Source organism: Mesorhizobium sp. M0074, from assembly GCF_040322975.1.
Lineage (GTDB): Bacteria > Pseudomonadota > Alphaproteobacteria > Rhizobiales > Rhizobiaceae > Mesorhizobium.
Genome location: NZ_JAMYUM010000009.1, coordinates 19,675 through 45,448 on the forward strand (window position 1 = coordinate 19,675; position 25,774 = coordinate 45,448).

At 61.4% G+C, this 25,774-nt stretch carries 28 protein-coding genes; 20 read left to right on the top strand and 8 right to left on the bottom strand.

What is annotated here, in order from left to right:
- Window positions 1-39 precede the first annotated feature (39 nt).
- Window positions 40-1,191, top strand: coding sequence for a porin (locus tag NKJ73_RS14160; protein ID WP_352471037.1), 1,152 nt, complete (start codon window positions 40-42; stop codon window positions 1,189-1,191).
- Window positions 1,192-1,454: 263 nt separating this feature from the next.
- Here the strand turns inward: NKJ73_RS14160 and NKJ73_RS14165 are convergent, their stop codons facing one another.
- Both NKJ73_RS14165 and NKJ73_RS14170 read right to left on the bottom strand, forming a co-directional pair.
- Entirely contained in the window at window positions 1,455-3,107 is a 1,653-nt protein-coding gene (locus NKJ73_RS14165) for a tetratricopeptide repeat-containing sulfotransferase family protein (RefSeq protein WP_352569839.1), read from the bottom strand.
- 80 nt (window positions 3,108-3,187) lie between these two features.
- Complete coding sequence (locus NKJ73_RS14170; protein WP_352569840.1) at window positions 3,188-4,840, bottom strand: tetratricopeptide repeat-containing sulfotransferase family protein; 1,653 nt, start codon at window positions 4,838-4,840, stop codon at window positions 3,188-3,190.
- A gap of 120 nt (window positions 4,841-4,960) precedes the next feature.
- On the opposite strand from NKJ73_RS14170, the gene NKJ73_RS14175 reads away from it, so the two are divergent.
- Window positions 4,961-6,067: a pyridoxal phosphate-dependent aminotransferase gene (locus NKJ73_RS14175; RefSeq protein ID WP_352569841.1), complete on the top strand. Its 1,107-nt coding sequence runs from the start codon at window positions 4,961-4,963 to the stop codon at window positions 6,065-6,067.
- Window positions 6,068-6,099: 32 nt separating this feature from the next.
- Here NKJ73_RS14175 and NKJ73_RS14180 read toward each other — a convergent pair whose 3' ends face one another.
- The gene (locus NKJ73_RS14180; RefSeq protein WP_023677790.1) at window positions 6,100-6,600 is read right to left on the bottom strand and encodes a MarR family winged helix-turn-helix transcriptional regulator; all 501 of its coding nucleotides are present in this window, start codon (window positions 6,598-6,600) and stop codon (window positions 6,100-6,102) included.
- A gap of 197 nt (window positions 6,601-6,797) precedes the next feature.
- Between NKJ73_RS14180 and NKJ73_RS14185 the strand changes: the two genes are divergently transcribed.
- The 11 genes from NKJ73_RS14185 (at window position 6,798) to NKJ73_RS14235 (ending at window position 15,516) form a co-directional block, all read left to right on the top strand.
- Window positions 6,798-7,076, top strand: a complete 279-nt coding sequence (locus NKJ73_RS14185; protein WP_352569842.1) for an acylphosphatase — start codon at window positions 6,798-6,800, stop codon at window positions 7,074-7,076.
- 148 nt (window positions 7,077-7,224) lie between these two features.
- The gene (locus NKJ73_RS14190) at window positions 7,225-7,887 is read left to right on the top strand and encodes a TetR/AcrR family transcriptional regulator (protein WP_023677792.1); all 663 of its coding nucleotides are present in this window, start codon (window positions 7,225-7,227) and stop codon (window positions 7,885-7,887) included.
- Window positions 7,888-7,935: 48 nt separating this feature from the next.
- Window positions 7,936-9,099, top strand: coding sequence for an isovaleryl-CoA dehydrogenase (locus NKJ73_RS14195; RefSeq protein WP_352454356.1), 1,164 nt, complete (start codon window positions 7,936-7,938; stop codon window positions 9,097-9,099).
- 82 nt (window positions 9,100-9,181) lie between these two features.
- Window positions 9,182-9,574, top strand: a complete 393-nt coding sequence (locus NKJ73_RS14200) for an AbrB/MazE/SpoVT family DNA-binding domain-containing protein (protein ID WP_352449021.1) — start codon at window positions 9,182-9,184, stop codon at window positions 9,572-9,574.
- Window positions 9,571-9,954 (top strand): type II toxin-antitoxin system VapC family toxin, encoded by a 384-nt coding sequence (locus NKJ73_RS14205; RefSeq protein ID WP_023677795.1) that lies wholly within the window; start codon window positions 9,571-9,573, stop codon window positions 9,952-9,954. The genes NKJ73_RS14200 and NKJ73_RS14205 overlap by 4 nt, the downstream gene beginning before the upstream one ends.
- 4 nt (window positions 9,955-9,958) lie before the next feature.
- Window positions 9,959-11,566: a carboxyl transferase domain-containing protein gene (locus NKJ73_RS14210; protein WP_352569843.1), complete on the top strand. Its 1,608-nt coding sequence runs from the start codon at window positions 9,959-9,961 to the stop codon at window positions 11,564-11,566.
- A gap of 1 nt (window position 11,567) precedes the next feature.
- The gene (locus NKJ73_RS14215; protein WP_352540759.1) at window positions 11,568-12,098 is read left to right on the top strand and encodes an O-acetyl-ADP-ribose deacetylase; all 531 of its coding nucleotides are present in this window, start codon (window positions 11,568-11,570) and stop codon (window positions 12,096-12,098) included.
- Between the two features lie 115 nt (window positions 12,099-12,213).
- The gene (locus NKJ73_RS14220) at window positions 12,214-12,588 is read left to right on the top strand and encodes a hypothetical protein (protein WP_352569999.1); all 375 of its coding nucleotides are present in this window, start codon (window positions 12,214-12,216) and stop codon (window positions 12,586-12,588) included.
- 29 nt (window positions 12,589-12,617) lie between these two features.
- Window positions 12,618-12,998: a hypothetical protein gene (locus NKJ73_RS14225; protein WP_352569844.1), complete on the top strand. Its 381-nt coding sequence runs from the start codon at window positions 12,618-12,620 to the stop codon at window positions 12,996-12,998.
- Window positions 12,999-13,041: 43 nt separating this feature from the next.
- Window positions 13,042-13,416 carry a hypothetical protein gene (locus NKJ73_RS14230; protein ID WP_352569846.1) on the top strand — a complete coding sequence of 125 codons (375 nt, stop codon included), beginning with the start codon at window positions 13,042-13,044 and terminating at the stop codon, window positions 13,414-13,416.
- Window positions 13,417-13,527: 111 nt separating this feature from the next.
- The gene (locus NKJ73_RS14235) at window positions 13,528-15,516 is read left to right on the top strand and encodes an acetyl/propionyl/methylcrotonyl-CoA carboxylase subunit alpha (RefSeq protein WP_352569847.1); all 1,989 of its coding nucleotides are present in this window, start codon (window positions 13,528-13,530) and stop codon (window positions 15,514-15,516) included.
- A gap of 98 nt (window positions 15,517-15,614) precedes the next feature.
- Here the strand turns inward: NKJ73_RS14235 and NKJ73_RS14240 are convergent, their stop codons facing one another.
- Window positions 15,615-16,736 carry a branched-chain amino acid ABC transporter substrate-binding protein gene (locus tag NKJ73_RS14240; RefSeq protein WP_352569848.1) on the bottom strand — a complete coding sequence of 374 codons (1,122 nt, stop codon included), beginning with the start codon at window positions 16,734-16,736 and terminating at the stop codon, window positions 15,615-15,617.
- A 379-nt stretch (window positions 16,737-17,115) separates the two neighbouring features.
- Complete coding sequence (locus NKJ73_RS14245) at window positions 17,116-17,382, bottom strand: SEL1-like repeat protein (protein WP_352569849.1); 267 nt, start codon at window positions 17,380-17,382, stop codon at window positions 17,116-17,118.
- A 459-nt stretch (window positions 17,383-17,841) separates the two neighbouring features.
- Between NKJ73_RS14245 and NKJ73_RS14250 the strand changes: the two genes are divergently transcribed.
- The 5 genes from NKJ73_RS14250 to NKJ73_RS14270 all read left to right on the top strand — a co-directional run bounded on the left by NKJ73_RS14250 (window position 17,842) and on the right by NKJ73_RS14270 (window position 21,484).
- Window positions 17,842-18,186: a DUF2147 domain-containing protein gene (locus NKJ73_RS14250; RefSeq protein ID WP_023677801.1), complete on the top strand. Its 345-nt coding sequence runs from the start codon at window positions 17,842-17,844 to the stop codon at window positions 18,184-18,186.
- Between the two features lie 210 nt (window positions 18,187-18,396).
- Window positions 18,397-18,546 (top strand): hypothetical protein, encoded by a 150-nt coding sequence (locus tag NKJ73_RS14255; protein WP_352569850.1) that lies wholly within the window; start codon window positions 18,397-18,399, stop codon window positions 18,544-18,546.
- Window positions 18,547-18,588: 42 nt separating this feature from the next.
- On the top strand, window positions 18,589-18,783 hold the full coding sequence (locus tag NKJ73_RS14260) for a hypothetical protein (protein WP_352454349.1): 195 nt from the start codon (window positions 18,589-18,591) through the stop codon (window positions 18,781-18,783).
- Window positions 18,784-18,863: 80 nt separating this feature from the next.
- On the top strand, window positions 18,864-20,366 hold the full coding sequence (locus tag NKJ73_RS14265; protein WP_023677804.1) for an AMP nucleosidase: 1,503 nt from the start codon (window positions 18,864-18,866) through the stop codon (window positions 20,364-20,366).
- An 80-nt stretch (window positions 20,367-20,446) separates the two neighbouring features.
- Entirely contained in the window at window positions 20,447-21,484 is a 1,038-nt protein-coding gene (locus NKJ73_RS14270; protein WP_031212023.1) for an endonuclease/exonuclease/phosphatase family protein, read from the top strand.
- 30 nt (window positions 21,485-21,514) lie between these two features.
- Here NKJ73_RS14270 and NKJ73_RS14275 read toward each other — a convergent pair whose 3' ends face one another.
- The 3 genes from NKJ73_RS14275 to NKJ73_RS14285 form a co-directional block, all read right to left on the bottom strand.
- Window positions 21,515-22,111 carry a DUF922 domain-containing protein gene (locus tag NKJ73_RS14275; protein ID WP_352454346.1) on the bottom strand — a complete coding sequence of 199 codons (597 nt, stop codon included), beginning with the start codon at window positions 22,109-22,111 and terminating at the stop codon, window positions 21,515-21,517.
- Window positions 22,112-22,222: 111 nt separating this feature from the next.
- A complete protein-coding gene (locus tag NKJ73_RS14280) occupies window positions 22,223-23,902 on the bottom strand; it encodes an electron transfer flavoprotein-ubiquinone oxidoreductase (RefSeq protein WP_352569851.1) in 1,680 nt (559 codons plus the stop codon).
- Between the two features lie 106 nt (window positions 23,903-24,008).
- Window positions 24,009-24,191, bottom strand: coding sequence for a hypothetical protein (locus NKJ73_RS14285; protein ID WP_198023574.1), 183 nt, complete (start codon window positions 24,189-24,191; stop codon window positions 24,009-24,011).
- Between NKJ73_RS14285 and NKJ73_RS14290 the strand changes: the two genes are divergently transcribed.
- Window positions 24,142-24,786, top strand: coding sequence for a hypothetical protein (locus NKJ73_RS14290; RefSeq protein WP_352569852.1), 645 nt, complete (start codon window positions 24,142-24,144; stop codon window positions 24,784-24,786). The genes NKJ73_RS14285 and NKJ73_RS14290 overlap by 50 nt on opposite strands.
- 37 nt (window positions 24,787-24,823) lie before the next feature.
- On the top strand, window positions 24,824-25,705 hold the full coding sequence (locus NKJ73_RS14295; protein WP_352569853.1) for a uracil-DNA glycosylase: 882 nt from the start codon (window positions 24,824-24,826) through the stop codon (window positions 25,703-25,705).
- The last annotated feature ends 69 nt before the right edge of the window (window positions 25,706-25,774 follow it).

Genomic DNA, 25,774 nt, shown 5'->3' on the forward strand with positions numbered 1-25,774 from the left:
ATTCCGCTCTTTCGTTCGATTCTGACTGGAGGTCAGAAAATGAACATCAAGAGCCTTCTTCTCGGCTCCGCTGCGGCACTGATCGCAGTTTCCGGTGCGCGCGCCGCCGACGCCGTCGTCGTCGCCGAGCCGGAACCCGCTGAATACGTCAAGATTTGCGACGTCTACGGCGCTGGCTATTTCTACATCCCCGGCACCGAAACCTGCCTGCGCATCGGCGGCTACGTCCGCTATGACATCGGCATCGGTGACGTCGGCTCATTCGACGGTGCAAAGACCACCGATCAGCAGGACGGCGACTCGCAGGATACTTACTACAAGCACGCCCGCTTCACGCTGAAGACCTGGACCGGCCAGGAAACCGAGCTCGGCACCTTGAAGACCTACACCGAGACGCGCTTCAACTGGGGTAACCACAACGATTACCTTGATGACAACTTCAATGGCGGTACGAGCGTTTCGCTGAACTTTGCCTGGGTCCAGCTCGGTGGTCTGCGCGTCGGCAAGGACGAATCGGCCTTTGATACCTTCATCGGCTACGCCGGCAACGTCATCCAGGATACGCTGGTCCCCTACGGCGGCTTCGACACCAATGTCGTCCAGTATTACTTCGATGCCGGAAACGGCTTCTCGGCCGTGGCTTCGTTGGAAACCGGTTCGGGCAGTGCCGCCGCTGATCCTGGCATTTTCCAAGACAGCAACAGCGGCAATGATTCCATCGACAGCTATGTCCCCTATGTCGTCGGCGGTATCAAATACACGCAGGGCTGGGGCTCGATCACCGGTGTCGCCGCCTATGACAGCACCTGGGAAGAGTGGGCCGGCAAGGTTCGCGTCGACGTTACGCCGATACAGAACCTGACACTGTTCATCATGGCCGGCTACGGCTCTGACGACAACATCGACCGCAACTTCTACAAGCAGTGGGGCGGCAACTGGGCAGTCTGGGGTGGTGGCACTTACACCATAAACGAGAAGACCTCGTTCAACCTCCAGGCGTCGGCTGACGATGACAAAAACTACGGCGTCGCCGCGAACATTGCCTACGATATCGTTCCCGGTCTCACGATCACTGCCGAAGTCGATTGGGCCCGCGACGGTCAGTTTGACAAAGCCTACGATCGCAACTGGACCAATGCCGACGACAAGGACAGCGTCGGCGGCATGCTCCGCTTCCAGCGCTCATTCTAACAGTCCGAGCTAGATTGAGATTGAACCCGGCGGGCAACCGCCGGGTTTTTCGTATCGGCGCGACGCAGCTGTCAACTCTCGATGCATAATGCAGGCTGCTGCTGAGCAGCCGATCGCAGGGCTGGTCGAATGCAATGCTCGCTCCGCACGCTTGTTCGTGCAAAAGAAAAACTTGGGCCGATCTGAAGAGCTGGCCTACCGGATCAATGTATCTCGACAGCAAGTCACGATCGACCTCGGCCGATCGGGCGCATCCTACTTGTTCAAATTTCAGCCAGATCGCCCAAGGCGTCAATCAGCGGCTGAATTGCGCTCTCATACTTTTTCCAGCGTTTGACGGATGAACTATAGATCGGCTGCCGGACCTGCCAGCGGCTCGGGGTATTGACCGATCCGCTCCTCTCGAAAAAGCGCAGGCACGAATCGTCCCAAGGCAAGCCGAGATGATCGATGAGACCGCGCGATTGCGTCTCCTGATCCGCAACCAGCGTCTCATAGCGGCTTTCGAAAATACGTCCGGGAAAGACCTTGTCCCAGTGCCGCATCAAGCGATCATATTCGCGGTAGTACAACCCGAGTGTCTCAAGGTCGGCGTTGTAGCCGTGGTCCTTGGTGAAATGCAAGACGAAGCAGGAGACGCAATTGTCGATGGCATCGCGCCGGCAATGAATGATGCGTGCGTTGGGAAAGAGAATTCCAATCACGCCGATAAACTCGAAGTTGTGCGGCATCTTGTCGACGATGCGGGGCGCGGCAGGCGCGTGCTGACGCAGATAGGACAGGTATTCTTCGGCCAGCGCCCTCGACTGATCCCTCGTCATCGACATAATCGAACTGCGCAGGTCCTCATCCGACAGTATTCTAAAGCCCATCGAGTTCGCGATTCGCCGCAGCTTCGTAAGCTCCCCGGCGCCATGGACATCCGGATGGCTCGCGCAGATCTGCTCGGTCAGCGTCGTCCCCGACCGGGGCATGCCCAGCACAAACACAGGCACTTCAGACGGACTGCCGTGGCCAGCCTTGGCTTCCAATAGTGATGGGCTGAATATCTCGATCATGGAATCGACGCTTCGGCGGTAGTACTCCAGGTCGAAATCGTGACCAGCGGCCTTTTTCGCCCTCTTGAAGTGATCTATCGCCTCTTCATAGCGTTGAAGGTCGTTCAGCACTTTTCCTGCCGCGTGGTGGAGCTGCGATGCAGCAACGGGTTCGAGCCTGGGATTGGAGAGTTCGCGCAGGATAGAGTCGAGCTCGGCAGGTTTTTCGGTGAACTTTTGCGTGTCGACCAGGTAATTGTAGGCTGCCCCAACATCGACGCGACGTTCTATTGCCTGATCGAGATAGGCTCTGGCTTCGTCCATGCGGCCGAGGCTGGTGAGCGCACCAGCCAGACCAATCCGGACCATGGGATGGTCGCCGTTGATCTTTAGCGCCTTCTCGTAAAGGGGCAAAGCCATCTCGGCCTTGTCGAAGTTGACGTAGGCACGCGCCAGTCCGCAAAGCGCTTCCACCAGATCGGGTTTCAATTCGCAGGCGCGCTGCAGGTGCCTGATCGCAAGCAAGCTGTCGCCAAGCTTCAGACCGGCCTCTCCCAGGCTAAGGTGGAAATATGGATTCTGAGGCGTCTGGCTTACTGCCCGCGCAAAATATTTGAGAGCCAACTCGTCGTCGATACCGAGCCCCAACGTGCCGAGGATGTAGAGCGAAAGCGGGTGGTTGGGCGTGCGGGCGAGAACGCGATGGCATAATTCCTCCGCCTCCGGGAGCCGCTTGGCTTGCTGAAGTTCGAGCGCCTGTCGCAGCAGCATGTCGTCAGCTTGCGCGCGCGAGGGCGATTTCACTTTCGACGGCTGCACTTTCGGCGCCGAACGGGACTTTATGTGTTTGGACCAAGCGGGCGGCAGTCGGTTGCTCATCATGTCTCGCTAGCAAAATGGTCCAGGAGAATCCAGCCTGGCCTGAAGGGCTGGCCTATCCTGTCGGGCGCCCTCCTTGTTCAAAGTTCGGCTAGGTCGCCCAAGGCGTCGATCAGCGGCTGGATCTTGCCCTCATAATTTTTCCAGCGCTTGACAGATGACCTGTAGATCGGCTGCCGGACTTGCCAGCGACTGGCCGTGTTGACCGATCCCTCCTTGTCGAAGAAGCGCAGGCAGGCATCGTCCCAGGGCAATCCAAGATAATCGATAAGACGGCGCGATTGTGCCTCCTGATCCGCAACCAGCGTCTCGTAGCGATTTTCGAAGATGCGTCCTGGAAAAACCTTGTCCCAATGCCGCATCAGGCGATCGTATTCACGGTAGTACAGCCCGAGCGTCTGCAGGTCGGCGATGTAGCTGTGTCCCTTGGAGAAATTCAGGAAAAAACATGAGAGGCAATTGTCGATGGCGTCGCGGCGACAGTGAATAATCCGCGCGTTGGGGAAAAGAAGGCCTATGAGGCCTATCAGCTCGAAATTCTGGGGCATTTTGTCGACTATGCGAAGTGCGGTCGGCGCACGCTCACGAAGGTAGGACAGGTGCCCCTCGGTCAGCATCTTGGCTAGGTCGGGGGTGATCGGCACGATCGATTGGGCCAAGCCCTGTGCCGAAAGCCTCGTAAGGCCGATAGCATTTGCGGTTCGTCTTAGCTTGCTGAGTTCTCCTGCGCCGTGAACATCCGGGTGGCTCGCGCAAATCTGCTCGGTCAGGGTGGTCCCCGAGCGGGGCATACCCAATACAAACACGGGCACTTCCGATGGGCTTCCATAACCTGCCTTGGCAGCCAACATATCCGGGTTGAAGAACTCGATCGTGGAGTCGACCCAGCGGCGATAGGTTTCCAGATCAAACTTATAGCCTGCGGCCTGCTTGCCTTTCTTGAAATGATCTATCGCGTCTTCGTAGCGCCCAAGGTCGTTCAGCACCTTGCCGGCTGCGTGATGAAGTCTCATCGCACTTTCGGGGTCAAGCTTTGGGTAGCCCAGTTCGCGCAGGATGGACTTAAGTTCGGCCGGCTCTTCGGTGAATTTGCGCGTATGCACAAGCTCGTTATAGGCAGCGGGCATCGCGATGCGACGTTCGATCGCTTCTTTCAGATAGACTTCGGCTTCGTCCACGCGACCGAGACCGGTGAGTGCGCTGGCCAGTCCTGTCCGAACGCGAGGATGATCGCGGTTGATCTTGAGCGCTTTCTCGTAAACCGGGACAGCCATGTCAGCCTTGTCGAATTCGACGTAAGCGCGTCCTAATGCGCAAAGCGCCTCCAGCAAATCGGGCTTCAACTTCAATGCTTGCTGAATATGCCTGATTGCGGGCGAATATTCGCTGACTTTTAGATAAACTTCACCCAGACTAAGGTGATAAAAGGGGTTTTGAGGCTCCTCGCCGACGGCTCGGGCCAAATATCGCAGCGCCATTTCATTGTCGAGCCCGATGAATAGCGTGCCCATGATATACGAAGCCAAGGGATGGTTGGGCGTGCGCTCCAGCACGCGACGGCACAGTTCCTCAGCCTCGGCCAACCGCTTGGCCTGCTGCAAGCCATACGCCTGTCGCAGCAGCGCATCGTCGGCCTGCGCGCGCGACGGCGGTTTCGCCTTCGGCGGTTGCACTTTCGGCGCCGGGCGGGACTTTATGTGCTTGGACCAAGCGGGCGGCAGTCGGTTGCTCATCATGTCTCGCTAGCAAAATGATCCGGGAGAATCCAGCCTGACGTTCCCGCCTGCCGCGGAACTTGCGCAGGCCAAGCCGGCAGGCTAGCAAGAAGGCCCCTTTTCGAACGAGCCTTTGCCATGCGCCCTCCCCTTACGCCGCTCATCGACGCGCTTCCCTCCACGGTACCGTTTGTCGGCCCGGAGGCGCAGGAGCGTGATCGCGGCCGCGCCTTTCGCGCCCGCATCGGCGCCAATGAGAGCAGCTTTGGCCCTTCGCCGCGCGTCGTTGCCCGCATGGCCGAGATTGCCGGCGACATGTGGATGTATTGCGACCCCGATAATCACGATTTGAAGGTAGCCGTAGCCAGGCATCTCGGCGTCGGCGCCGAAAACGTCGTCGTCGGCGAAGGCATAGACGGGCTGCTCAGCCTGGTCGCGCGCATGTATGTGGCGCCCGGCGACGCGGTGGTGACCTCGCTCGGCGCCTATCCGACCTTCAACTTTCATGTTGCCGGCGTCGGCGGCCGGCTGGTCGCAGTGCCCTACGAGAACGATCGGGAAAACCTCGACGGCCTGCTGGCGGCAGTGGCCAGGGAAAAGGCGCCACTGGTCTACCTGTCCAATCCGGACAATCCGATGGGCAGCTGGTGGGAAGCCGCCGAGCTCAGCCGCTTCATCGAAGCCTTGCCGGAGACCACAATGCTGGTGCTCGACGAAGCCTATGGCGAATTAGGGCCAGCCTCAGCGCTGCCGCCGATCGATGTCGCGCGGCCGAACGTCATCCGCATGCGCACCTTCTCCAAGGCCTATGGGCTGGCCGGCATACGCTGCGGCTATGCGGTGGCCGAGGCCCAGGTGATTCGGGACTTCGAGAAGATCCGCAACCACTATGGCGTCAGCCGCATGGCGCAGATCGCCGGTGTCGAGGCGCTTGCCGATCAGGCCTGGCTGGATAGCGTGGTGGCGCGGGTCGCCGCCGGCCGCCGGCGTATCGCCGCAATAGCCGAAGCGAACGGGCTGAAGCCGCTGGCTTCGGCGACCAATTTCGTCACCATCGACTGCGGCCGCGACGGCGCTTTCGCACTGAAAGTGCTGCAGGCGCTGTTGTCACGCGACGTCTTCATCCGCAAGCCGATGGTGCCGGTTCTCGACCGCTGCATCCGGGTCAGTGTCGGCCTCGACCACGAGCTCGACATCTTTGCCGAGGAACTGCCTGGCGCACTGGCGGCAGCGCGGGGGAATTGAAGAGCGCAACGCCGGGATTCCAGTGCTGCCCGCTATTTCTCCCCGAGCAGGCGCATGACGCACTTCAAGGCGTCCGATAATTCGGCAGCCGCGTCATCGGCGAGGCCGGCCGTCAGCCGGGCGAGGTCGCGATCCGCCGCAGCCTGAAGCCTGGCGAGCTCAGCACTTCCGCGAGCGGTCAGCGACAGGATACGTCTGCGCCGATCGGCTGGGTCAGAGCGTGTCTCGGTCAGGCCAGCGGCGGCGAACCTCCTCAGGACGCGTGTGACATAGGCCGGATCGAGCCGGAGTTCGGCAGCGATTTCGGAGGCCGCCGGCCGGAGATCGAGGTGGAACGCCCGTGCAAGAAACCCTGCCTCACCGCCGCTATTGGCGACAGCGCGGGATCGGCCGCCCAATTCGAACAGCAGCCGCGCCTCGCCCAGCGTATAGGCGCTGTGCGTCAAGGTCAGGTCGAGCAGCCCGATCAGGCGCGTGTAGAAGCGATTGAAGCCACGTATCTCCGCGACGAGGGCATTCCGATCGGCCGGCATGTCGACCTCCTTCGGACGGACCGCTCCGTCAGGGCCATGATCGCCTATTATTTGACTTAGTCAATCATTAATGGAGACGCCGCCTATCTCGCACGTGAAGCTGGCGGATAGCGACCGGAGAGAGACCTTCGATGCACGTTGCGCGGTTGAATTTGCACGGCGATGCGCCAGACTCGACTCAAAGGATGGAGAGCGCGATGACCGATCGTACGGTGCAGGTACGCATATACGGCAAGGTGCAAGGCGTCAGCTACCGGGTCTGGGCGCGGCGCGAGGCGTCGGCGCTTGGCCTTGCCGGGTGGGTGCGCAACGAAGTTGACGGCTCGGTGACAGCCTTGATTGCAGGGGCCGGTGTGGCGGTCTCGACAATGATCGAACGTCTTTGGCAAGGGCCGCCAGGGGCAGCAGTTTCGAAGGTCGATGTCGAGGAGATCGAGTCACGCAACATGTCCGCGGGTTTCAGGATTGTTGCCTAGCAAGGCATGATCCTGCTCATTCGCTTCCATCGCACAAATCTCTAGGGTGCAGATAGAGCAAACCTGAAGCCATTGCCCTGCCCGGACATGCCTCGGTCCTTGAATTAATTGAACGTTTGTTTTATTGTCCGCGAAAAGGCGGCTTGTCATGGCGCGTACGACCGGTTCCGACGGAGAGAAGACCGAAGCTGCGGTCCGCGAGGCGGCGGTCAGCCTGATTGCGCGTCTCGGCTACGAGGCGATGTCGATGCGCCAACTGGCGGCCGAGGTCGGCGTCCAGGCAGCGGCGCTGTACCGCTACTTCCCGACCAAGCAGGACCTTCTGTTCATGCTGATGCGTGAGCATATGGAAGGCTTGATCGAGGCGTGGCGCGCAACACGCCCTGTCGGCGCCGATCCGGCAGCGCGGCTTGCCGCTTATGTCGAAAACCACATCGCTTTCCATATCGAACGCCGCCACTCCACCCATGTCTCGAACATGGAGCTGCGCAGCCTGTCGCATGAAAAACTCACGCAGATCCTGCGCATGCGCACGGCCTACGAGAAGGAGCTGCGCGCCATCCTGCGCGACGGCGTCGAAGCGGGGTTATTCAGCATCGAAGACACCGGGCTCACCGCCATGGCGCTGATCCAGATGATGACCGGCGTCATCGTCTGGTTCCGGCCGGGCGAACGGCTGTCGATCGCCGAAGTCACCGCTACATATCTAGCAATGACAATGCGCCTTGTTGGAGCAAAGAGCGATGGCGCGACGACGAGCCACGGCGCCGTGCGTCCATTCGAGCGCGCAACGGACGCTGCAGCACTTTGATTTCGCGCATGATCCCGATTTTCGCGGTCGTGCGCCGGGAGGAACGGCATGTACACGCATACGCTCAACTTCGGGCTTGACGAAGACATCGAGGCGCTGCGCGACCTGGTGCGGCGCTTCGCCCAGGAAAAGATCGCACCGATCGCCGCCGAGATCGACCGCTCGAACGAATTCCCGGCACATCTGTGGGCGGAGCTCGGCGGGCTCGGCCTGCTCGGCATCACCGCCGATCCCGATTTCGGCGGCAGCGGCATGGGCTACCTCGCCCATGTCGTGGCGATGGAGGAGATTTCGCGCGCCTCGGCCTCGGTCGGCCTCTCCTACGGCGCCCATTCCAACCTCTGCGTCAACCAGATCAACCGCTGGGCGACGCAGGCGCAGAAGGAAAAATATCTGCCTTCGCTCTGCAGCGGCGAGAAGGTCGGCGCACTGGCGATGTCGGAATCGGGAGCCGGCTCCGATGTGGTGTCGCTGCGCCTGCGCGCCGAAAAGCGCAATGATCGCTATGTACTCAATGGCACCAAAATGTGGATCACCAACGGGCCGGATGCCGAGACGCTGGTCGTCTACGCCAGGACCGATCCGGAACTCCATTCGCGCGGCATCACCGCTTTCATCGTCGAAAAGGCCTTTGCCGGTTTTTCCGTGGCGCAAAAGCTCGACAAGCTCGGCATGCGCGGCTCGAACACCGGCGAGCTGGTGTTCGAGAATGTCGAAGTGCCGTTCGACAATGTGCTGCACGAGGAAGGGCGCGGCGTCGAGGTGCTGATGTCGGGCCTCGACTACGAACGCGCCGTGCTGGCCGGCGGCCCGATCGGGCTGATGGCTGCGTGCCTCGACGTGGCGATCCCTTACGTGCACGAACGCAGGCAGTTCGGCCAGCCGATCGGCGAGTTCCAGCTGGTGCAAGGCAAGCTAGCCGACATGTATGCGACGATGAACGCGGCGCGCGCCTACGTCTATGCCGTGGCCGCCGCTTGCGATCGCGGTGAGACGGCCCGCAAGGATGCTGCCGGCTGTATTCTCTTCGCCGCCGAAAAGGCAACGCTGATGGCGCTCGACGCCATCCAGCTTTTGGGCGGCAACGGCTACATCAACGACTACCCGACCGGCCGGCTTTTGCGCGACGCCAAGCTCTACGAGATCGGCGCCGGCACCAGCGAAATCCGTCGCTGGCTGATTGGGCGGGAAATCATGGTGGAGGGCGCCTGATGGCGTCTTTTTGAGATTTTGCCAGAAGCCGCACGATGTGGCACACTTCGGAATATGTGCCACAACACAGGCGAGACGGACCATGGCTGGCAAAACGGGAAAGTCCGGATTTGACGAAGATCCGCAAGCACGGTTCGATGCCGGCGCTCGCCAACCACAGCTTCGTGCTCCGGCGAAACGCGAGCGTGTCAAGCTTGGCGAGGGCGGGCGCTTCGTCATTCCTGCCGCGATGCGCGAGGAGATGGGCGTGAAGCCTGGCGAGGACATGATCTTGCATGTCGAAAACGGCGAGCTGCGGGTAAGATCGTGGCTGCAGAATCTGCGACGCGTCCAGGCCGAATTGTCAGCGTTGAAACAGCCCGGTGAAAGCGTCGTCGACGAATTTCTGAAAGAGCGACGGGAAGAGCAGCGTCGAAGTGACAAGCGTCTCGACCGGCTTCACGCCGAAGGGACAACGGGAAAGCGGACGAAATGAAGCCCTACGTCATGGACAGTTCGGCGGCGCTCGCAATCCTGCTCAACGAGCAAGGCACCGACAATGCTTTGGGGTTCGCGCCGGACGCACAATGCAGTTCAGTCAATGCGGCCGAAATCATCGCCAAGCTGATCGACAAGGGACGCAGCATGGAACAGGCCGCGGACGACCTCGCCAGTCTCGGCATGCCGATCGCCGTTTTCGACGACGCGATGGGCATCGCCGCTGGGCAGCTTCGCCAATTGACGCGGCATCGCGGCTTGTCGCTGGGCGATCGGGCTTGCCTGGCGCTGGCAATTCGCGAGAATGCCATTGCCGTCACCGCTGATCGCGATTGGGGCGACCTCGATGTCGGCTGCAAGATCGAGCTGATCCGGTAGCGCCATGGCCGCCCTCACCTCTCAGATGTCGTCCGCCTCCGATGCCTTCCGCGCCAATGCCGAGCGCATGCGGGCGCTGGTCGCCGATATTGCTGAAAAAGCCGCCGCCATCGAGCGCGGTGGCTCGGAAGAGGCGCGTGAGCGGCACGTCTCCCGCGGCAAGCTCCTGCCGCGGCAACGCCTAGCCCAATTGCTCGATACAGGCTCACCCTTCCTCGAAATCGGCCAGTTCGCGGCATGGTCGATGTATGGCGAGGACATCCCTTCGGCCGGCCTCATCGCCGGCATCGGCCGCGTCGAAGGCACCGAAGTGATGGTCGTCGTCAATGACGCCACGGTGAAGGGCGGCACCTATTATCCACTGACGGTGAAGAAGCATCTGCGTGCACAGGAGATCGCATTGCAGAACAATCTGCCTTGCGTCTATCTGGTCGACAGCGGCGGCGCCAATCTGCCCAACCAGGACGAGGTGTTTCCCGACCGCGATCATTTCGGCCGCATCTTCTACAACCAGGCCAACATGTCGGCCGCCGGCATTCCGCAGATCGCCTGCGTCATGGGTTCGTGCACGGCCGGCGGCGCCTATGTGCCTGCGATGTCGGACGAGACAATCATGGTGCGCAACCAGGCGACCATCTTTCTCGGCGGGCCGCCGCTGGTGAAGGCGGCCACCGGCGAGGACGTCACCGCCGAGGACCTCGGTGGCGCCGACGTGCACACAAGGCTTTCCGGCGTTGCCGACCACTATGCGCTCGACGACGAGCATGCGCTGGCCATATGCCGGCGCATCGTCAAAAACCTGAATCGGAACAAGACTGTAAGCCTTGCCTTACAGAAATCGATTCCGCCGCTTCACGATCCACATGAACTCTACGGCATCGTGCCGACGGATCTGCGCCAGCCCTACGACGTGCGCGAGGTAATCGCCCGCACCGTCGACGGTTCCGAGTTCGATGAGTTCAAGCAGAATTATGGCACCACGCTGGTCACCGGTTTCGCCCATCTCAGCGGCATGCCGGTCGGCATCGTCGCCAACAATGGCGTGCTGTTTTCGGAAAGCGCGCTGAAGGGCGCGCACTTCATAGAGCTGTGCTGCCAGCGCAAGATCCCGCTGATTTTCCTGCAGAACATCACCGGCTTCATGGTCGGGCGAAAATACGAGGCCGGCGGCATCGCCAAGGACGGCGCCAAGCTGGTCATGGCGGTCGCAACGGCCAAGGTGCCGAAGGTGACCGTGATCATCGGCGGCTCATTCGGTGCCGGCAATTACGGCATGTGCGGACGCGCCTATTCGCCACGCTTCCTGTGGATGTGGCCGAATGCCCGCATTTCGGTGATGGGCGGCGAGCAGGCGGCAACGGTGCTGGCCGTGGTCAAGCGCGAAGGCATCGAGCGCAAGGGCGGGGAATGGAGCGCTGAGGAGGAAGCGAAATTCAAGAAGCCGATCCTGATGAAGTACGAGCACGAGGGACACCCGCTCTATTCGTCGGCAAGGCTCTGGGACGACGGCATCATCGACCCGGCCAAGACCCGCGAGGTGCTGGCGCTCAGCCTTTCGGCCGCGCTCAACGCCGAGATCGAGGAGACAAAATTCGGCGTGTTCAGGATGTGAGATGAGCGAAATCGGCCAGAGGATTCGCATTCAAACCGGCGACATCACGAAGCTGGCGGTCGATGCCATCGTCAACGCCGCCAATACCTCTCTTCTCGGAGGCGGCGGCGTCGACGGCGCTATCCACCGCGCGGCCGGCCCCGAGCTTGTGGCAGAATGCCGGACCTTGCATGGCTGCAAGGTCGGAGACGCAAAAATCACCAAGGGCTACAGGCTGCCCGCGCGCTACGTCATACATACGGTCGGGCCGGTCTGGCAAGGTGGCAGCAAAGGAGAAGCCGAACTGCTCGCCTCCTGCTATCGCCGGTCGCTCGAAATCGCCGCCGCAAAGGACTGCCGGACGGTGGCGTTTCCTGCGATCTCGACCGGGGCCTACCGCTATCCGAAAGATCAGGCGACGCAAATTGCTGTCGGGACCGTGAGCGCCTTCATCGGCCAGAACATCGTTCCGGAAACCGTCATTTTCTGCTGCTTCGACGAGCCGACGGCCGAATTGTATCAGCGGGTCGTCGCTGCACTCGGCAGGGTGTGACCCTGCGCGGGAGACAACCCACCACATCTCCAGACTATTTTTTGCTTCTCGATCTGGCCAGACGAAAGAATCACGGCTATTGATCATCGCAAATACCAATGGGGATTGGGCGAAGATGAGGCGGCGGGTTTTTCAGAGAACAACTGTGCATATACTTGCGGGATTGCTTATATTAGCAATGCCTGGCATCTGTGCAGCGGAGTCGCTGGCGGGAAGCAAGGGCGAGACCCGTTTCTATCCCTATTTGCCGCAGAGCCCGAAGGATCCGTGTACCAGGGCCTACAAGGCCTATGTAGCGGCCGGCGGCCATTCAGCCTATGCAACCACTCCGTATTCCCGGGTGCGTTTTCTGTACATCATCTGCGGCTCGCGCTTGAATGCACCGTCACAGCAAGCTGCCGAAGAATTGGCGTTGAAATCCTGTCAGGCCGCCCGCAACAGTTACAGAGTTACAACAGGCGGCGGCTGCGAAATCGCTGCCTCCAAGTAGGCGAATATATTTCAGTGTTTGGGGTTCAAATGGGTTTGGCAATGAAATCTTTATCAATCAAGCGAGCAACCATGTCGGTACTTGCACTGCTTGTGGCCTCTGCACCGAATGTCGGCGCCGCCGAATCGCTGACGGGAAGCAAGGGCGACAGCCGCTTTCCGGTCTATTTTGCACCGGGTACAATCGGAGGCTGCGGCAAGAATTACAAGGACTATGTGGCGGCTGGCGGTCACTCGGCCTATGCGATGACGCCATTCAACTGGGCAACCGAATTCACTATTTGCGGTGCTTATCTGAATGCAACATCCCAGAAGGCTGCGGAGGCGCTGGCGTTGAAATCCTGCCAGTCCGCGCGCAGCAAGTACAAGGTCACGACTGCAGGGGCCTGCGCCATAGCTGCCTCCAAATAGACCGACACTCGTCGGCCTTCGACGTATTCAATGGGTGGGAAAAATGAAATCTATAAGCGTCAAACAAGCAGTCTTCTCGCTGATAACCGGGTTGCTTCTAATCTCGAGCCCCAATGTCGGCGCGGCGGAATCGCTGGCTGGAAGCAAGGGCGACGTCCGCTTCTACCCGTATTTTCCGGCGACCGCGGATCGGCCATGCACCAAGGCATATAAGGCCTATGTGGCGGCCAGCGGCCATTCAGCTTATGCGACCACTCCGTATTCCCGGGTGCGTTCGTTGTACATCCTGTGCGGCTCGCGCTTGAATGCGCCCTCGCAAAAGGCTGCCGAGGATATGGCGATGAAATCCTGCCAGGTCACCCGCGACCGTTACAGGGTCACGACCGGGGGAGCTTGCGAAATGGCGGCCTCAAAGTAGGCAGGCCTCGCTTGCCTACCCTTTGACCGCCAGACTACAAAGCAGGGCATTGCCGCAGTTCGCGTGACGAGAATTCGCGCCGTTGGCGGCAGCTCTGCCTGTGGAGGCCCGATGTTCGCCAAGATCCTGATCGCCAACCGTGGCGAGATCGCCTGCCGGGTGATCCGCACGGCACGCAGGATGGGTGTGCGCAGCGTCGCCGTCTATTCCGACGCCGACGATCGCGCCTTGCATGTCGAAATGGCCGACGAAGCGGTGCATATCGGCGCCTCTCCCGCCAACGAAAGCTATCTGCGCGGCGACAAGATCATTGCGGCGGCCTTGGCCAAAGGTGCCGAGGCCATCCATCCGGGCTACGGCTTTCTTTCGGAAAACCCTGATTTCGTCGACCAGGTGGTCGCGGCGGGGCTGATCTTCATTGGCCCGTCGGCGGCCTCGATCCGCGCCATGGGACTGAAGGACGCGGCCAAGCGGCTGATGGAAAAGGCCGGCGTGCCTGTCGTTCCGGGCTACCATGGCGAAGCGCAGGAGATCGTGTTGCTCGCCTCCAAGGCGCGCGAGATAGGCTACCCCGTACTGATCAAGGCGCGCGCCGGCGGCGGCGGCAAAGGCATGCGGCGCGTCGAGCATCCCGATGATTTTTCGGAAGCACTGTCGGGCGCGCGGCGCGAGGCGAAAGCCGCGTTCGGTGACGACCGCGTCTTGGTGGAAAAATATGTCGACAAGCCTCGCCACATCGAAGTGCAGGTGTTTGGTGACAATTTCGGCAACGCCGTGCATCTTCACGAACGTGACTGCTCGGCACAGCGCCGCCACCAGAAGGTGATCGAGGAGGCGCCTGCCCCGGGCATGACGCCGGCACTGCGCAAGGCGATGACCGAGGCGGCGGTGAAAGCCGCCAAGGCAATCCACTATTCCGGCGCCGGTACCATCGAGTTCATCGTCGATGCCTCGCAAGGTCTGAAGGCCGACCGTTTCTGGTTCATGGAAATGAACACCCGCCTGCAGGTCGAGCACCCCGTCACCGAAATGGTCACCGGCATCGACCTGGTCGAGTGGCAGTTGCGGGTAGCCTCCGGCGAAAAACTGCCGAAGACGCAGAGCGAGATCGCGCTCTCCGGCCACGCCTTCGAGGCGCGTATCTATGCCGAGGACGCGGCAAGAGGGTTTTTGCCGGCGACCGGCACCTTGCACCATTTGAAATTTCCGCAGCCGGCACCGGAGGGTGCGACCATGCGCATCGAAACCGGTGTGCGCGCCGGCGATGCGATTTCGCCGTTTTACGACCCGATGATCGCCAAGCTGATCATCCACGGCAAGGACAGACGGGCAGCGCTCACAGCGCTTGGCGCAGCGCTGTCGCAGACCGAAATCGCCGGCTCAACGGTCAACACTGGCTTTCTTGCCGCGCTGGTCGCTGATGCGGATTTTGCGGCGGGCGATGTCGATACCGGCCTGATCGCTAGGCATCAGCAGGCGTTGACGGCGGTTCCGCCGCCGGGCGGTGAGACGATTGCCGCCGCGGCACTTGCCGCGTCCGGTGCGCGCGACTTGCCGTCCTCGGACGATCCCTGGTTGTCGCTGGCCGGCTATGCGCATTTCCACGCTGTAGTGCGGCGCATGCTGCTGAAGTTTGGCGAGCAGGAGATCGGCGCGCGCGTGTCGGTGCGGCCGGACGGGCGGTTCGAGGTGGCGCTGGATGCGCCCTATGACAGCGCCAATTCGCGTGATCTCCGCGCGGCGCCTCGCCTCGCCCGCTGGCCGGGCCACGTCACGGTCTTCGATGGTGCAATCGGCTACGGTTTTGCTGTGCCGGATCCGCTGGCCCGAGCCGACGAAGCCGCCGCCGCTTCCGGCAGCCTGCGCGCGCCAATGCCCGGCCTGGTCAAATTGGTGCGTGCAGCCAGAGGCGAGTCCGTGATCAAGGGCCAGCCGCTGCTGATCCTGGAGGCGATGAAGATGGAGCACACCATTGCCGCGCCCCATGACGGGGTTATCGCCGAGATTGCTGCCGAAGGCGCGCAGGTAACCGACGGCACCGTGCTGGTTCGCTTTGCCGAGGAACCTCAGTTGACTGCTGTTTCCCTATCCACGAAGTGATCTCGAACGCGTGACAAAGGCGTCGCCAAAAACAACATGGCCGGGTTTGACCCCGGCCATGTTCAATTACAGCAGCGCGTCTTGCGGCGCCGCGGCCATCACGGCTGGATCGGCGCGTATTTGCCGTCGTGCCACTGGTTGATGTCGTAGCTGGCGTTTTTGAGGTCGCCCTTCTCGTCGAAGGTGACTGACCCGACAACCGTGCTGATCGGCTGGCCGTTCTTCAACGCTTCGGCGACTTTTGCCGGATCGTCGCTGCCGGCGCGTTTGATGCCTTCGGCGAAGGCCTGGATCACCGCATAGGAAAACAGCGTGAAGCCCTCCGGCACGAAGCCGCCGGCCTTGATCTTGGCGATGGCTTCCTTGGCTTCGGGCTTCGCCTGCGGATCCGACGGGAAGACGAACATGGTGCCTTCGCCGGCCGGACCGGCAACCTGCCAGAATTCCGGCGAAGCGATCGAGTCCGGCATGATCAACTGGAACTTGAGGTTCTGCTCCGCCGACTGGCGCAGGATCAGGCCGGCTTCGGGGTGATAGCCGCCGAAATAGACGACGTCGGCTTTCAGCTCCTTGAGCTTGGTAACAAGAGCGGAATAGTCCTTCTCGCCAGCGTTGATGCCCTCGTAGAGGATTTCATTGAGACCGTTCTGGTTCATCGTTGCCTTCACGGCATCGGCCACGCCCTGCCCATAGGCGCTCTTGTCGTGCAGGATGACGACATTCTTGCCGGCATATTTCTTGGCGATCCAGGGACCGATGAAAGCGCCCTGCGCATCGTCGCGCGTATAGAGGCGCATGATCGTCGGCCAGCCGGCTTTCGCCGCTGCGTCGGTCAACACCGGGTTCGAGGAAGCCGGACTCATCATCAGCGCACCGGCTTCGGCGTAGACAGCGGAGGCCGGGATGCTGGAGCCTGAGCAGGCGTGGCCATCGATGAACTTGACACCGTTGGCGATGATGCGGTTGGCGACCGAAACCGCCTGCTTCGGATCGCACTGGTCATCCTCGATGTCGAGCTTGACCTGGCGGCCGTCGACGCCGCCCGCCGCGTTGATCGCGTCGGCGGCGGCTTGCGCGCCCTGCTTGAACTGATCGCCGATGGTGGCAAGCTGACCGGTCATCGGTCCGACCACCGAAAAGGTGATGTCGTCGGCGAAGGCGACCGGCGCGGTCATCATCAGGCCAAATATGGCGGCGCTCAAAATACTGAATTTCTTCATGGTGACACAACTCCTCCATTCTCGCGCGACCATCCCGGCCGCGCCTCTTCCAGAGTGGCGGGAGAATTTCATCCTTCACCGGGGCTGTCTAGACGCATCGTCGGCACTCGATTGGGCCTGCAACACGCAGTCCCAAAGACAAAGCCGCGCCAGCCTTGTTCCGGCCGGTCGCGGCTTTTGCCATGAGCTTCCCAACGCATCGGCGCCAGGACCCGCTCGCCTTCTCTGTCTATTGCACAGCTTGCCGCCGTGTTCTTGATCTTGTTGGCTCAGCCGTCTTGCGCGGCCTTGATTTTTCGAGCCCGGCCCTCTGCGCGGCCTTGACCCGAAGCGTCCCTGTTGTGAGGTCAGTACCCTTGTGAAGTCGATGCCGGCGAATTCAGTGCATCGTCATCCATTCGCGAGCTTCGCGCAGCGCCTTGGCGATCTCGACCTTCGACATGGCGGCAGACAATTCGGAGCGCAGTTCCGCGGCGCGGGCCGAACCCTTGATCGCGGCGATGTTGAACCATTTGTGGGCGGCGACAACATCGGTCTCGCAATCGCGGCCAGTCGCATACATCATGCCCAACTCGAAAAGAATATCGGCCTGGGCAGTTGCCCCCGTGGCGCCGAAGCCGGCTTCAAGCATTTCAAAACGTGCCATTTCAAATCCCCTGTTCTGGCTCCCGAGAGCTGTCTCCGTCTGTCCCTCGGTGTCCTTGATTACCGTCGGGGGCGGCCGCTCTTTCGATGCTTTCGAGAATGCCCCGGAGGCTTGAATCCGTCGTTAAATGGCGTGCTTAATTTGAGGAAAACAAAGCTAAAACAAGAGGTAAACGCGAAAATTCGTTAAGGATACAAAGCCAGCAATCGCGCCGGTTTGCACAAGATTTGAAGAAAACTTGCGAGGCGCGGATCAAGACTCCGCTAACCACAGAAGACAAAGACGTGTGCGGCCCGTTTCATTTTTCGCCGGCGCGGCCGTTCGGGAGCGGGCAAAAACCCGCAACCCTTCCGTCGCGGCACCGCTTTTGTTTTTCCGGGAGCTGGACTAGCTTACGTTTGCGTAAGGGGCAGACACCCGGGACGGAGCCCGATTGGACTTACCTGAGGGAGGAAAGACATGTTTCGACAAGTGAGCCTGGCGCTCGCGGCCGCAATAATGATGACCGGCGCGGCATGGGCCGATCCGATCGAAGGCAATTGGAAAACGCAAGCCGGATCGACTGCCGCCATTTCGGGTGGCGGCGGGGCATTTTCGATTACGCTCAAATCCGGCAAATTTGCCGGCAAGAACATCGGTTCACTGAAGGTTGCCGGCGACAACAAATATGCCGGCACCATAACCGACCCGGAAACCGACAAGACCTATTCGGGCAAGGCTTCGCTTTCCGGCAGTTCGCTCAAGATGAGCGGCTGCGTGCTCGGCGGGCTGATCTGCAAGAGCCAGACCTGGCACAAGCTCTGATCGTGCCCTTCCTGCCGGGGTGAGCGGGGCCAGTCGGCCCCGTTTTCATGTTATCGGCCTCGCAGCCATGGCGTCGCCATGGGTCGCTGCACTCAAGGCGGACCCTCTCAGAGATCATCAACCATTTTTGAACCCCAGATGAACGCCGGGATCAGAGCCGGTTCACCCTGGGCAAGGCATTGTCATGCGTGTTGAAGGAGACACCGCGCAATGCTTGCCCGCCGCTTCACCATCGTCTGCCTGCTGATGAGCCTGTTCGGCATGTTCGCCGTCCTTGTCGCCGAAGCCGGCCGCCCGGCCCGCGCCTGGGACGTCGCCATTTCCTGCCGGCTCGGTTGCCCGAACCAGCTTCGCCACTGAACCCGACAAAGAGCTGAACCTTTAGAGAAAAGCAAAACGCCAATGAACCGCCTCGCCGCCAACACCCTCAAGACGCTTCGGCTGCTGCCGCGCGCGGCGCTCATCCTGACTGTTCTTTCGGTACCGGTACTGGCAGTGCCGACGATGCGCACCAATGCCGGCTCGACGATCGAGGCGCCTGCGTTGAGGAAGTCAGGCCTCGGCTTTGTGCTGCTGGTTAGCCTGCAGCGCGGTTAGCAGACCGAAAAACGCCGACAGCGCGTATTGAGGCCGCCTTACCCCCTCCCAACCGCGCGTCCAACTCTCTATATTGGGTCATGGAAAAGCGAATCTATCCCCAAGCCATTGAATCGGTGGTCACGCCGGAGCCGTTTGGCCGGCAGAGCTTCAACGACGCCAAGAAGGCCGTCGCGGCCCTACAGGTGCTTTACGACCGCAACACCAAGTTCCTGCGCGATTCATTTGCCGCGCTCGCCGCGGGCGGCGACAACAACAAACGTTACCGGGCTTTCTATCCGGAGATCGGCGTCACCACGAGTTCCTTCACGCAAATCGACTCGCGGCAGGCCTATGGCCACATGCCGACGCCGGGGCATTTCTCAACCACCGTCACCCAGCCTGCTCTTTTCGAAAGCTACCTCACCGAACAGCTTCGGCTGATCATGCGCAACCACGGCGTTCCCGTCACGGTTTCGGAATCGACCACTCCCATCCCGCTGCATTTCGCCTTCCTCGAAGGCACGCATGTCGACGGCACTGCTGCCGAGCGCATCAAACGGCCGATCCGTGACCTGTTCGACGTGCCGGATCTCGACGGCACCGACGACCAGATCGCCAACGGCACGTTCGAAGTGGCATTGGGCGAGGCACGGCCGCTGGCGCCGTTCACCGCGCAACGGATCGACTATTCGCTGCACCGGATGTCGCATTATACGGCGACTAGTCCCCAGCATTTCCAGAACTTCGTGCTGTTCACCAACTACCAGTTCTACATCGACGAATTCGTCGCCCGTGCACGCGAATTGATGGCCAATGGCGGTGACGGATATGTCGAGTTCGTCGAGCCGGGCAACATCGTGACCAAAGCAGGGGACGGCGCGCCCGGTGAGGGTGCTGCGCCGCCTCGCCTGCCGCAGATGCCGGCCTATCATCTGAAGAAGCCGAATCATGGCGGCATCACCATGGTCAATATCGGCGTTGGGCCTTCCAACGCCAAGACGATCACCGACCATATTGCGGTGCTCCGGCCGCATGCCTGGGTGATGCTCGGCCATTGCGCCGGCCTGCGCAACACGCAGGCGCTCGGGGATTATGTGCTGGCCCATGCCTATGTACGAGAAGATCATGTCCTCGACGACGATCTTCCGGTCTGGGTGCCGATCCCGCCGCTAGCCGAAATCCAGGTGGCTCTGCAGGAAGCGGTCGCCGAGGTCACCGGGCTTTCCGGATATGATCTCAAGCGCATCATGCGCACTGGCACCGTCGCCACTATCGACAACCGCAATTGGGAGCTGCGCGACCAGCGCGGGCCGGTCCAGCGGCTGTCGCAGTCACGGGCGATCGCGCTCGACATGGAATCGGCGACGATCGCCGCCAACGGCTTCCGCTTCCGGGTGCCCTATGGCACGCTGCTTTGCGTATCCGACAAGCCGCTGCATGGCGAATTGAAGTTGCCGGGCATGGCGACCGAGTTCTACAAGCGGCAAGTAGCGCAGCACCTGACCATCGGCATCAGGGCGATGGAGAAGCTGGCTGAAATGCCGATGGACCGACTGCATTCGCGCAAACTCAGGAGCTTTTCGGAAACTGCCTTCCAGTAAATGCCGAATCGCATGTGTCTGTCCAGGTCAGGACATTTCGTCATCTTGATTGAGCCGCACTTCTGCCGATAGACAAGGCGATGGCACGTGTTCGGGACATGACGGTTGCGCTGGCATTCGTCGCAATGCTTGCACTCTCGGCCGCGCTGGTGGCCGGGTTCTTCGGATCGCTGCATCCGGCCCTCGATTCCTTTGCTCATTTCCGCGTGCATTTTTCGGTGCTGATGGCGCTTTGCGCGCTGCCGCTGCTCACCACCTCGTTTCGCCTGCAGGCCGCGGCCGCATTGCTGTTTGCGATAGCCTCCTTTGCCACCACGTCGAATGCCTTGCCGCTTTCGCGGCTATGGCAGGTGCAGGCCGCCTACGAAGCCAAACCCGGTGACGAGCCAGTCTACCGCCTGCTGCAGATGAACCTCAGGTTCAACAATCCAACGCCTGAGAAGGTGCTGTCGCTGATCGGCCGGACCCAGCCTGATGTGATCACCCTCGACGAGGTGTCCGAGATATGGAAGGCAAAGCTTGGGCTGCTATCCGGCGCCTATCCCCACCGGATCCTCTGCCCATATCCCAATGGCGTGTTCGGCGTTGCGCTGCTGTCCAGACGACCGTTTGCCATAGGCACGGAGCCGCACTGCGACAGCCGCGGCGCGATGGCGATCGCCACGGTCGATTTCGGCGGAACCGACGTCGATGTCGCCGCCATCCACCTCACCTGGCCATGGCCGCACAACCAATCACGGCAGATTGGAGGGTTGTCTGGCGAAATCGCCTCGCTTGGCGAGACGTCAATCCTGGCAGGCGACTGCAACGCAGCGCCATGGAGCGCCGCCGTCCGGCGCGTCGCATCGCTTGGCAAGCTGACTGTAATGCCGTCGGTCGGGCCGACCTGGCTCTACAGAAGGCTGCCGGATTTCCTGCGCTTCGCCGGACTGCCGATCGACCAGGTTTTCAGCAAGGGCGCCATCGTTATCCGTTCGGCGTCGACCCTTGAGGACACCGGCTCAGACCATCTGCCGGTGCTGGTGGAGTTTTCGCTACGGTCGGATGAACAAAAGCCGCTCGACGAGCACCAGACGGCGACCGCGCTTGCGGCGCTGCCTGGCGGGACGCGAAGCTGAAAATCCGCAGTCCAATCTCGACCTGGCTTATTACTGGCCCACAAAAGCGCGGATGAGGTGCTCGACAGGGCCGCCGTCGCGATGCTCGTGCGCATCGAAGGCGATCTGCTTTGCCTCGTATTCGGCATAGATGGCATTGATCCGGCGCTTTGCCTCGCGACGTGCCTCGAAACAGTGCGGGTCATCACCGACTGTCAGCCCTCGAACCGACTTTTCGGTGGCCCGCATCATCTGTCTGGCGATGCGGCCATGGGTCTCTTCATGGGCGCGGACGCCAGCGAAGAACCGCTTCCAGCGCTTCTGCAGCGCAGGCGACGTGGCTGAGACTAGTTTGGGATAGGTATAGAAGAGATTGAGCGTCCCGTTGGCCTGGCGCAGGCGGCAGACGCCGTTTTCCCGATGGGCGTCGAAGGTCCAATCATCGACGCTGTAGCCGGTCTGCGCGATGGCGTGGGTCATGAAGCCGTGCTTCGGCCCACTGCGATCCATGGCCTCGATCAGGGCCGCGCCGGTGGTTCCGGCAATGCTGTAAGTTCGTGTCTTGACCAGCACCTTAGTGCCGGCCAAGGCTGCAGGGGCGCACAATGCCCCGATCGCCACAACGCTCGTCAGAACTGCCAGGCGCATTTTTCCTTCCTCCCTGTCGCCGCAGAAAGGAAACACAGGCAGGCGGTTTATTCAACAATCCTACGGTTGCGCTGCTCCTCATCTTGTTTAGTCCGGAGCAAACCTTGTGACTTACATGTTCTGGTAGACCGGGCCCTCGCCGCCCTGTGGCGGCACCCAATTTATGTTCTGGTTCGGGTCCTTGATGTCGCAAGTCTTGCAGTGCACGCAGTTCTGCGCGTTGATGACGAAGCGCACATCCTTGGCCGCAGGATCGGCGGCGGCATTGCCATCCTTGTCGACCCATTCGTAGACGCTGGCCGGGCAGTAACGCGTCGAGGGCCCCGCATAGACGTCATGCTCGGAGCGCTTCTGCAGGTCCATGTCGGCGACGAGCAGATGCACCGGCTCGTTCTCCTCGTGGTTGGTGTTGGACAGGAACACCGACGACAGCCGGTCGAAGGTCAGCACCCCGTCCGGCTTCGGGTAGGCGATCTTCTGGTGCGCGGCGGCCGGTTCCAGCGTCGCGTAGTCGGCCCTGCCGTGCTTCATCGTGCCGAAGGGCGAGAAGCCGAACAGCGTGTTCAGCCACATGTCGAGGCCGCCAAGGCCGACGCCGACAATGGTGCCGAAGCGCGACCATAGCGGCTTGACGTTGCGCACTTTCTTCAGGTCCTTGCCGATATCGGTGGCGCGCCAGGTGGCCTCGTAGGAGGCCAGCTCGTCATTGGTGCGGCCGGCGGCTATCGCATCACAGACATGCTCGGCCGCCAGCATTCCGGAGAGCACGGCATTGTGCGAGCCCTTGATGCGCGGCACGTTGACGAAGCCGGCCGCGCAGCCGATCAGCGCACCGCCGGGAAAGGACAGTTTCGGCACCGACTGCCAGCCGCCTTCGGTGATGGCGCGGGCACCGTAGCCCAGCCGCTTGGCACCCTCGAAGGTGCCGCGGATCGCCGGATGGGTCTTGAAGCGCTGGAACTCGTCAAAGGGCGACAGATAGGGGTTCTTGTAGTTCAGGTGAACGACGAAGCCGACTGCCACCTGGTTGTCCTCGAGATGGTAGAGGAAGGAGCCGCCGCCGGTCTTCATATCGAGCGGCCAGCCGAAGGAATGCTGGACAAGGCCGGGCCGGTGGTTTTCCGGTTTGATCTGCCAGAGTTCCTTGAGGCCGATGCCGTATTTTCCGGGCTCACGACCGTCGGAAAGGTGGTGTTTGGCGATCAGTTGCTTGGCCAGCGAGCCGCGCGCGCCCTCGCCGATCAAGACATATTTGCCCATCAGCGCCATGCCCGGCGCAAAGCCCGGACCGTGCGTGCCGTCCTTCTCGACGCCCATGTCGCCGGTGACGACGCCGGTGGCCGCACCGGCCTCGTTGTAGAGCAGGCCGACCGCGGCAAAGCCCGGATAGATCTCGACGCCCAGCGCCTCGGCCTTGGTCGCCAGCCAGCGGCAGACATTGCCGAGCGAGACGATATAGTTGCCGTGATTGTTCATCAGCGGCGGCATCAGGATATTGGGCAGACGGAACGAACCGGCGGGGCCGAGAACCAGGAAATGGTCGTCGGTGACCGGTGTCCTGAAGGGATGACCCTCCTCTTCGCGCCAGCCGGGCAGCAGCCGGTCGATGCCGATCGGATCGACGACGGCGCCGGACAGGATGTGCGCACCGACTTCGCCGCCCTTTTCCAGCACGACGACGGAAAGCTCGGGATTGACCTGCTTGAGACGGATCGCGGCGGCGAGGCCGGCCGGGCCGGCGCCGACGATGACCACGTCGAATTCCATGCTTTCGCGTTCGATATCGCTCATCGATCCCTCACTGGCTCGCTATTCCCGGCATCTTGCTGGCTCACGCGCTGCATAGCGCATCAAATAGCGACGGGAAACCGGCGCGGACGTGACAATACCGATTTCGTCAAAAAGTCGCGTCCTGCCGCACAGATTCGCGGTGACGAGCATCAATCTTCAATCCTATTCCGTTTGCACAGATATGTCGCACTGATGTTTTTAATTGTTCGACGGCTTGCTTATCGGCCATACTTCCCGCCATGCGCATATTCGGGCCGGCTGGCTTTTCATCGACGCGCTTTTTTTTCACGCCCGGCCGGTTTTGCCGTGCGGTGCTCTTGGCGCTTCTGCCACTGACGGCCCTCGATGCCCGTGCCGAGCAGCAACTGGTCTGGGCGACCGGCGCCTATTCCTTTTCCGACGAGCGCGGCGGTTTCCGCATCACCGGGGCTTCCGGCATCGGCACGAAGGAGGATCCGCTGGTCATCACCGAAGAGCTGAATTCAGCGACGCCGGTAACGCTGGCCATTCGCACGACAAGGCCGATCCAGCCGTTCGGCAAGGCGGGAGACTTCGCCAATGGTCTGATGTATATGCGCATCGACGTGCTCAACAATAGCGGCCAAGCCTGGGTCGAGTTCCAGTTCGAACTCCAGGAGATCCTCGACCAGCCGAGCGTGTTCGGCGATGGCCTGTCGTTCGACCAGCGCAACAAAACGCCCGAAAATATCTGGTCGAGCAGCTACGCCGATTTCGACCGCAATTTCGAACCGTATGACCGCCTGCTGTTCAAGAACGGCAAGATCGACCCGCTGAAGACCGCCAGCTTCTATTTCCTGATCACCGACTACACGCCGCGCTGGACGTTCTATCTGGTGCAGGATCCGCGCATACCGTCGAGCTGAACTTGCAAATTCAAGCTCCGCGGCCGAATGTGAAACCATGACTGCCGCCCCCCACACTAGCCGAGCCGATCTCGCCGAGCTGCTGGCCTTCTACGCCAGCGCCGGCGTCGACGAGGCACTTGAAGAACAGCCGGTAAACAGGTTTGCAGAAGCCAGGCCGCCGGAGCGGGTGCCTGCGGCGGCCGCTCTGCCGGCCGGTGAAAATGCATCGCCTCATCGCTCGACGAGCGTGTCGCGCGCCGAAATGGGCGAGAGACCGAATACGGCACCGGCAGTGCGAACGTCCGCGGCCATGTCAACGGTGCCCGACGAGGCGCAGGCGGCATTGGCGCGGCAACTGGCGAGATCGGCGGCAAGCCTCGACGAGCTTCGCCAGCACATGGCGGCATTCGACGGCTGCAATCTTAAATTCACCGCCAAGAACCTGGTGTTCGCCGACGGCAATCCGACTGCCGCGGTGATGCTGGTCGGCGAAGCACCGGGCCGCGACGAGGACATAGAGGGCTTGCCGTTCGTCGGCCGCTCGGGCCGGCTGCTCGACCGCATGCTGGCCGCGATCGGTCTTGACCGGACATCTGCCTACATCGCCAACGTGATTCCCTGGCGGCCGCCGGGCAACCGCACGCCGACGCCGCACGAGACCGAGATCTGCCGGCCGTTCATCGAGCGGCAGATCGAACTGGTCAATCCGAAGGTGCTGGTCAATCTCGGCGGCCCGTCGGCAAAGACCCTGCTCAACACCTCCGAAGGCATATTGCGGCTGCGCGGCAACTGGCGGGTCCACACGACCCCGTCTGGCGTCGCCATTCCCGCCATGCCGACCCTGCATCCGGCCTATTTGTTGAGAACGCCGGCGCACAAGAAGCTGGCGTGGCGGGATTTCCTCGAAGTGAAGGCGAAGTTGCGGGCACTTGGGTAACGGTGCAGAACGCGTCTTCCGTCCTCCCCTTGCGAGGAAGGAAGGGCGGCATCATGACCTAGCAGGTAA

What these genes read in the sequence shown, in the direction of transcription:
- NKJ73_RS14200 (WP_352449021.1), top strand. Translation starts at nt 9,182, where the DNA reads ATGGCTGGCAAAACGGGAAAGTCCGGATTTGACGAAGATCCGCAAGCA.
- NKJ73_RS14240 (WP_352569848.1), bottom strand. Translation starts at nt 16,736, where the DNA reads ATGAAGAAATTCAGTATTTTGAGCGCCGCCATATTTGGCCTGATGATG.
- NKJ73_RS14180 (WP_023677790.1), bottom strand. Translation starts at nt 6,600, where the DNA reads ATGCCGGCCGATCGGAATGCCCTCGTCGCGGAGATACGTGGCTTCAAT.
- NKJ73_RS14230 (WP_352569846.1), top strand. Translation starts at nt 13,042, where the DNA reads ATGAAATCTATAAGCGTCAAACAAGCAGTCTTCTCGCTGATAACCGGG.
- NKJ73_RS14190 (WP_023677792.1), top strand. Translation starts at nt 7,225, where the DNA reads ATGGCGCGTACGACCGGTTCCGACGGAGAGAAGACCGAAGCTGCGGTC.
- NKJ73_RS14210 (WP_352569843.1), top strand. Translation starts at nt 9,959, where the DNA reads ATGGCCGCCCTCACCTCTCAGATGTCGTCCGCCTCCGATGCCTTCCGC.
- NKJ73_RS14250 (WP_023677801.1), top strand. Translation starts at nt 17,842, where the DNA reads ATGTTTCGACAAGTGAGCCTGGCGCTCGCGGCCGCAATAATGATGACC.
- NKJ73_RS14295 (WP_352569853.1), top strand. Translation starts at nt 24,824, where the DNA reads ATGACTGCCGCCCCCCACACTAGCCGAGCCGATCTCGCCGAGCTGCTG.
- NKJ73_RS14270 (WP_031212023.1), top strand. Translation starts at nt 20,447, where the DNA reads ATGGCACGTGTTCGGGACATGACGGTTGCGCTGGCATTCGTCGCAATG.
- NKJ73_RS14160 (WP_352471037.1), top strand. Translation starts at nt 40, where the DNA reads ATGAACATCAAGAGCCTTCTTCTCGGCTCCGCTGCGGCACTGATCGCA.
- NKJ73_RS14165 (WP_352569839.1), bottom strand. Translation starts at nt 3,107, where the DNA reads ATGAGCAACCGACTGCCGCCCGCTTGGTCCAAACACATAAAGTCCCGT.
- NKJ73_RS14245 (WP_352569849.1), bottom strand. Translation starts at nt 17,382, where the DNA reads ATGGCACGTTTTGAAATGCTTGAAGCCGGCTTCGGCGCCACGGGGGCA.
- NKJ73_RS14265 (WP_023677804.1), top strand. Translation starts at nt 18,864, where the DNA reads ATGGAAAAGCGAATCTATCCCCAAGCCATTGAATCGGTGGTCACGCCG.
- NKJ73_RS14170 (WP_352569840.1), bottom strand. Translation starts at nt 4,840, where the DNA reads ATGAGCAACCGACTGCCGCCCGCTTGGTCCAAGCACATAAAGTCCCGC.
- NKJ73_RS14255 (WP_352569850.1), top strand. Translation starts at nt 18,397, where the DNA reads ATGCTTGCCCGCCGCTTCACCATCGTCTGCCTGCTGATGAGCCTGTTC.
- NKJ73_RS14205 (WP_023677795.1), top strand. Translation starts at nt 9,571, where the DNA reads ATGAAGCCCTACGTCATGGACAGTTCGGCGGCGCTCGCAATCCTGCTC.
- NKJ73_RS14290 (WP_352569852.1), top strand. Translation starts at nt 24,142, where the DNA reads ATGCGCATATTCGGGCCGGCTGGCTTTTCATCGACGCGCTTTTTTTTC.
- NKJ73_RS14185 (WP_352569842.1), top strand. Translation starts at nt 6,798, where the DNA reads ATGACCGATCGTACGGTGCAGGTACGCATATACGGCAAGGTGCAAGGC.
- NKJ73_RS14280 (WP_352569851.1), bottom strand. Translation starts at nt 23,902, where the DNA reads ATGAGCGATATCGAACGCGAAAGCATGGAATTCGACGTGGTCATCGTC.
- NKJ73_RS14175 (WP_352569841.1), top strand. Translation starts at nt 4,961, where the DNA reads ATGCGCCCTCCCCTTACGCCGCTCATCGACGCGCTTCCCTCCACGGTA.
- NKJ73_RS14275 (WP_352454346.1), bottom strand. Translation starts at nt 22,111, where the DNA reads ATGCGCCTGGCAGTTCTGACGAGCGTTGTGGCGATCGGGGCATTGTGC.
- NKJ73_RS14215 (WP_352540759.1), top strand. Translation starts at nt 11,568, where the DNA reads ATGAGCGAAATCGGCCAGAGGATTCGCATTCAAACCGGCGACATCACG.
- NKJ73_RS14235 (WP_352569847.1), top strand. Translation starts at nt 13,528, where the DNA reads ATGTTCGCCAAGATCCTGATCGCCAACCGTGGCGAGATCGCCTGCCGG.
- NKJ73_RS14220 (WP_352569999.1), top strand. Translation starts at nt 12,214, where the DNA reads ATGAGGCGGCGGGTTTTTCAGAGAACAACTGTGCATATACTTGCGGGA.
- NKJ73_RS14260 (WP_352454349.1), top strand. Translation starts at nt 18,589, where the DNA reads ATGAACCGCCTCGCCGCCAACACCCTCAAGACGCTTCGGCTGCTGCCG.
- NKJ73_RS14195 (WP_352454356.1), top strand. Translation starts at nt 7,936, where the DNA reads ATGTACACGCATACGCTCAACTTCGGGCTTGACGAAGACATCGAGGCG.
- NKJ73_RS14225 (WP_352569844.1), top strand. Translation starts at nt 12,618, where the DNA reads ATGGGTTTGGCAATGAAATCTTTATCAATCAAGCGAGCAACCATGTCG.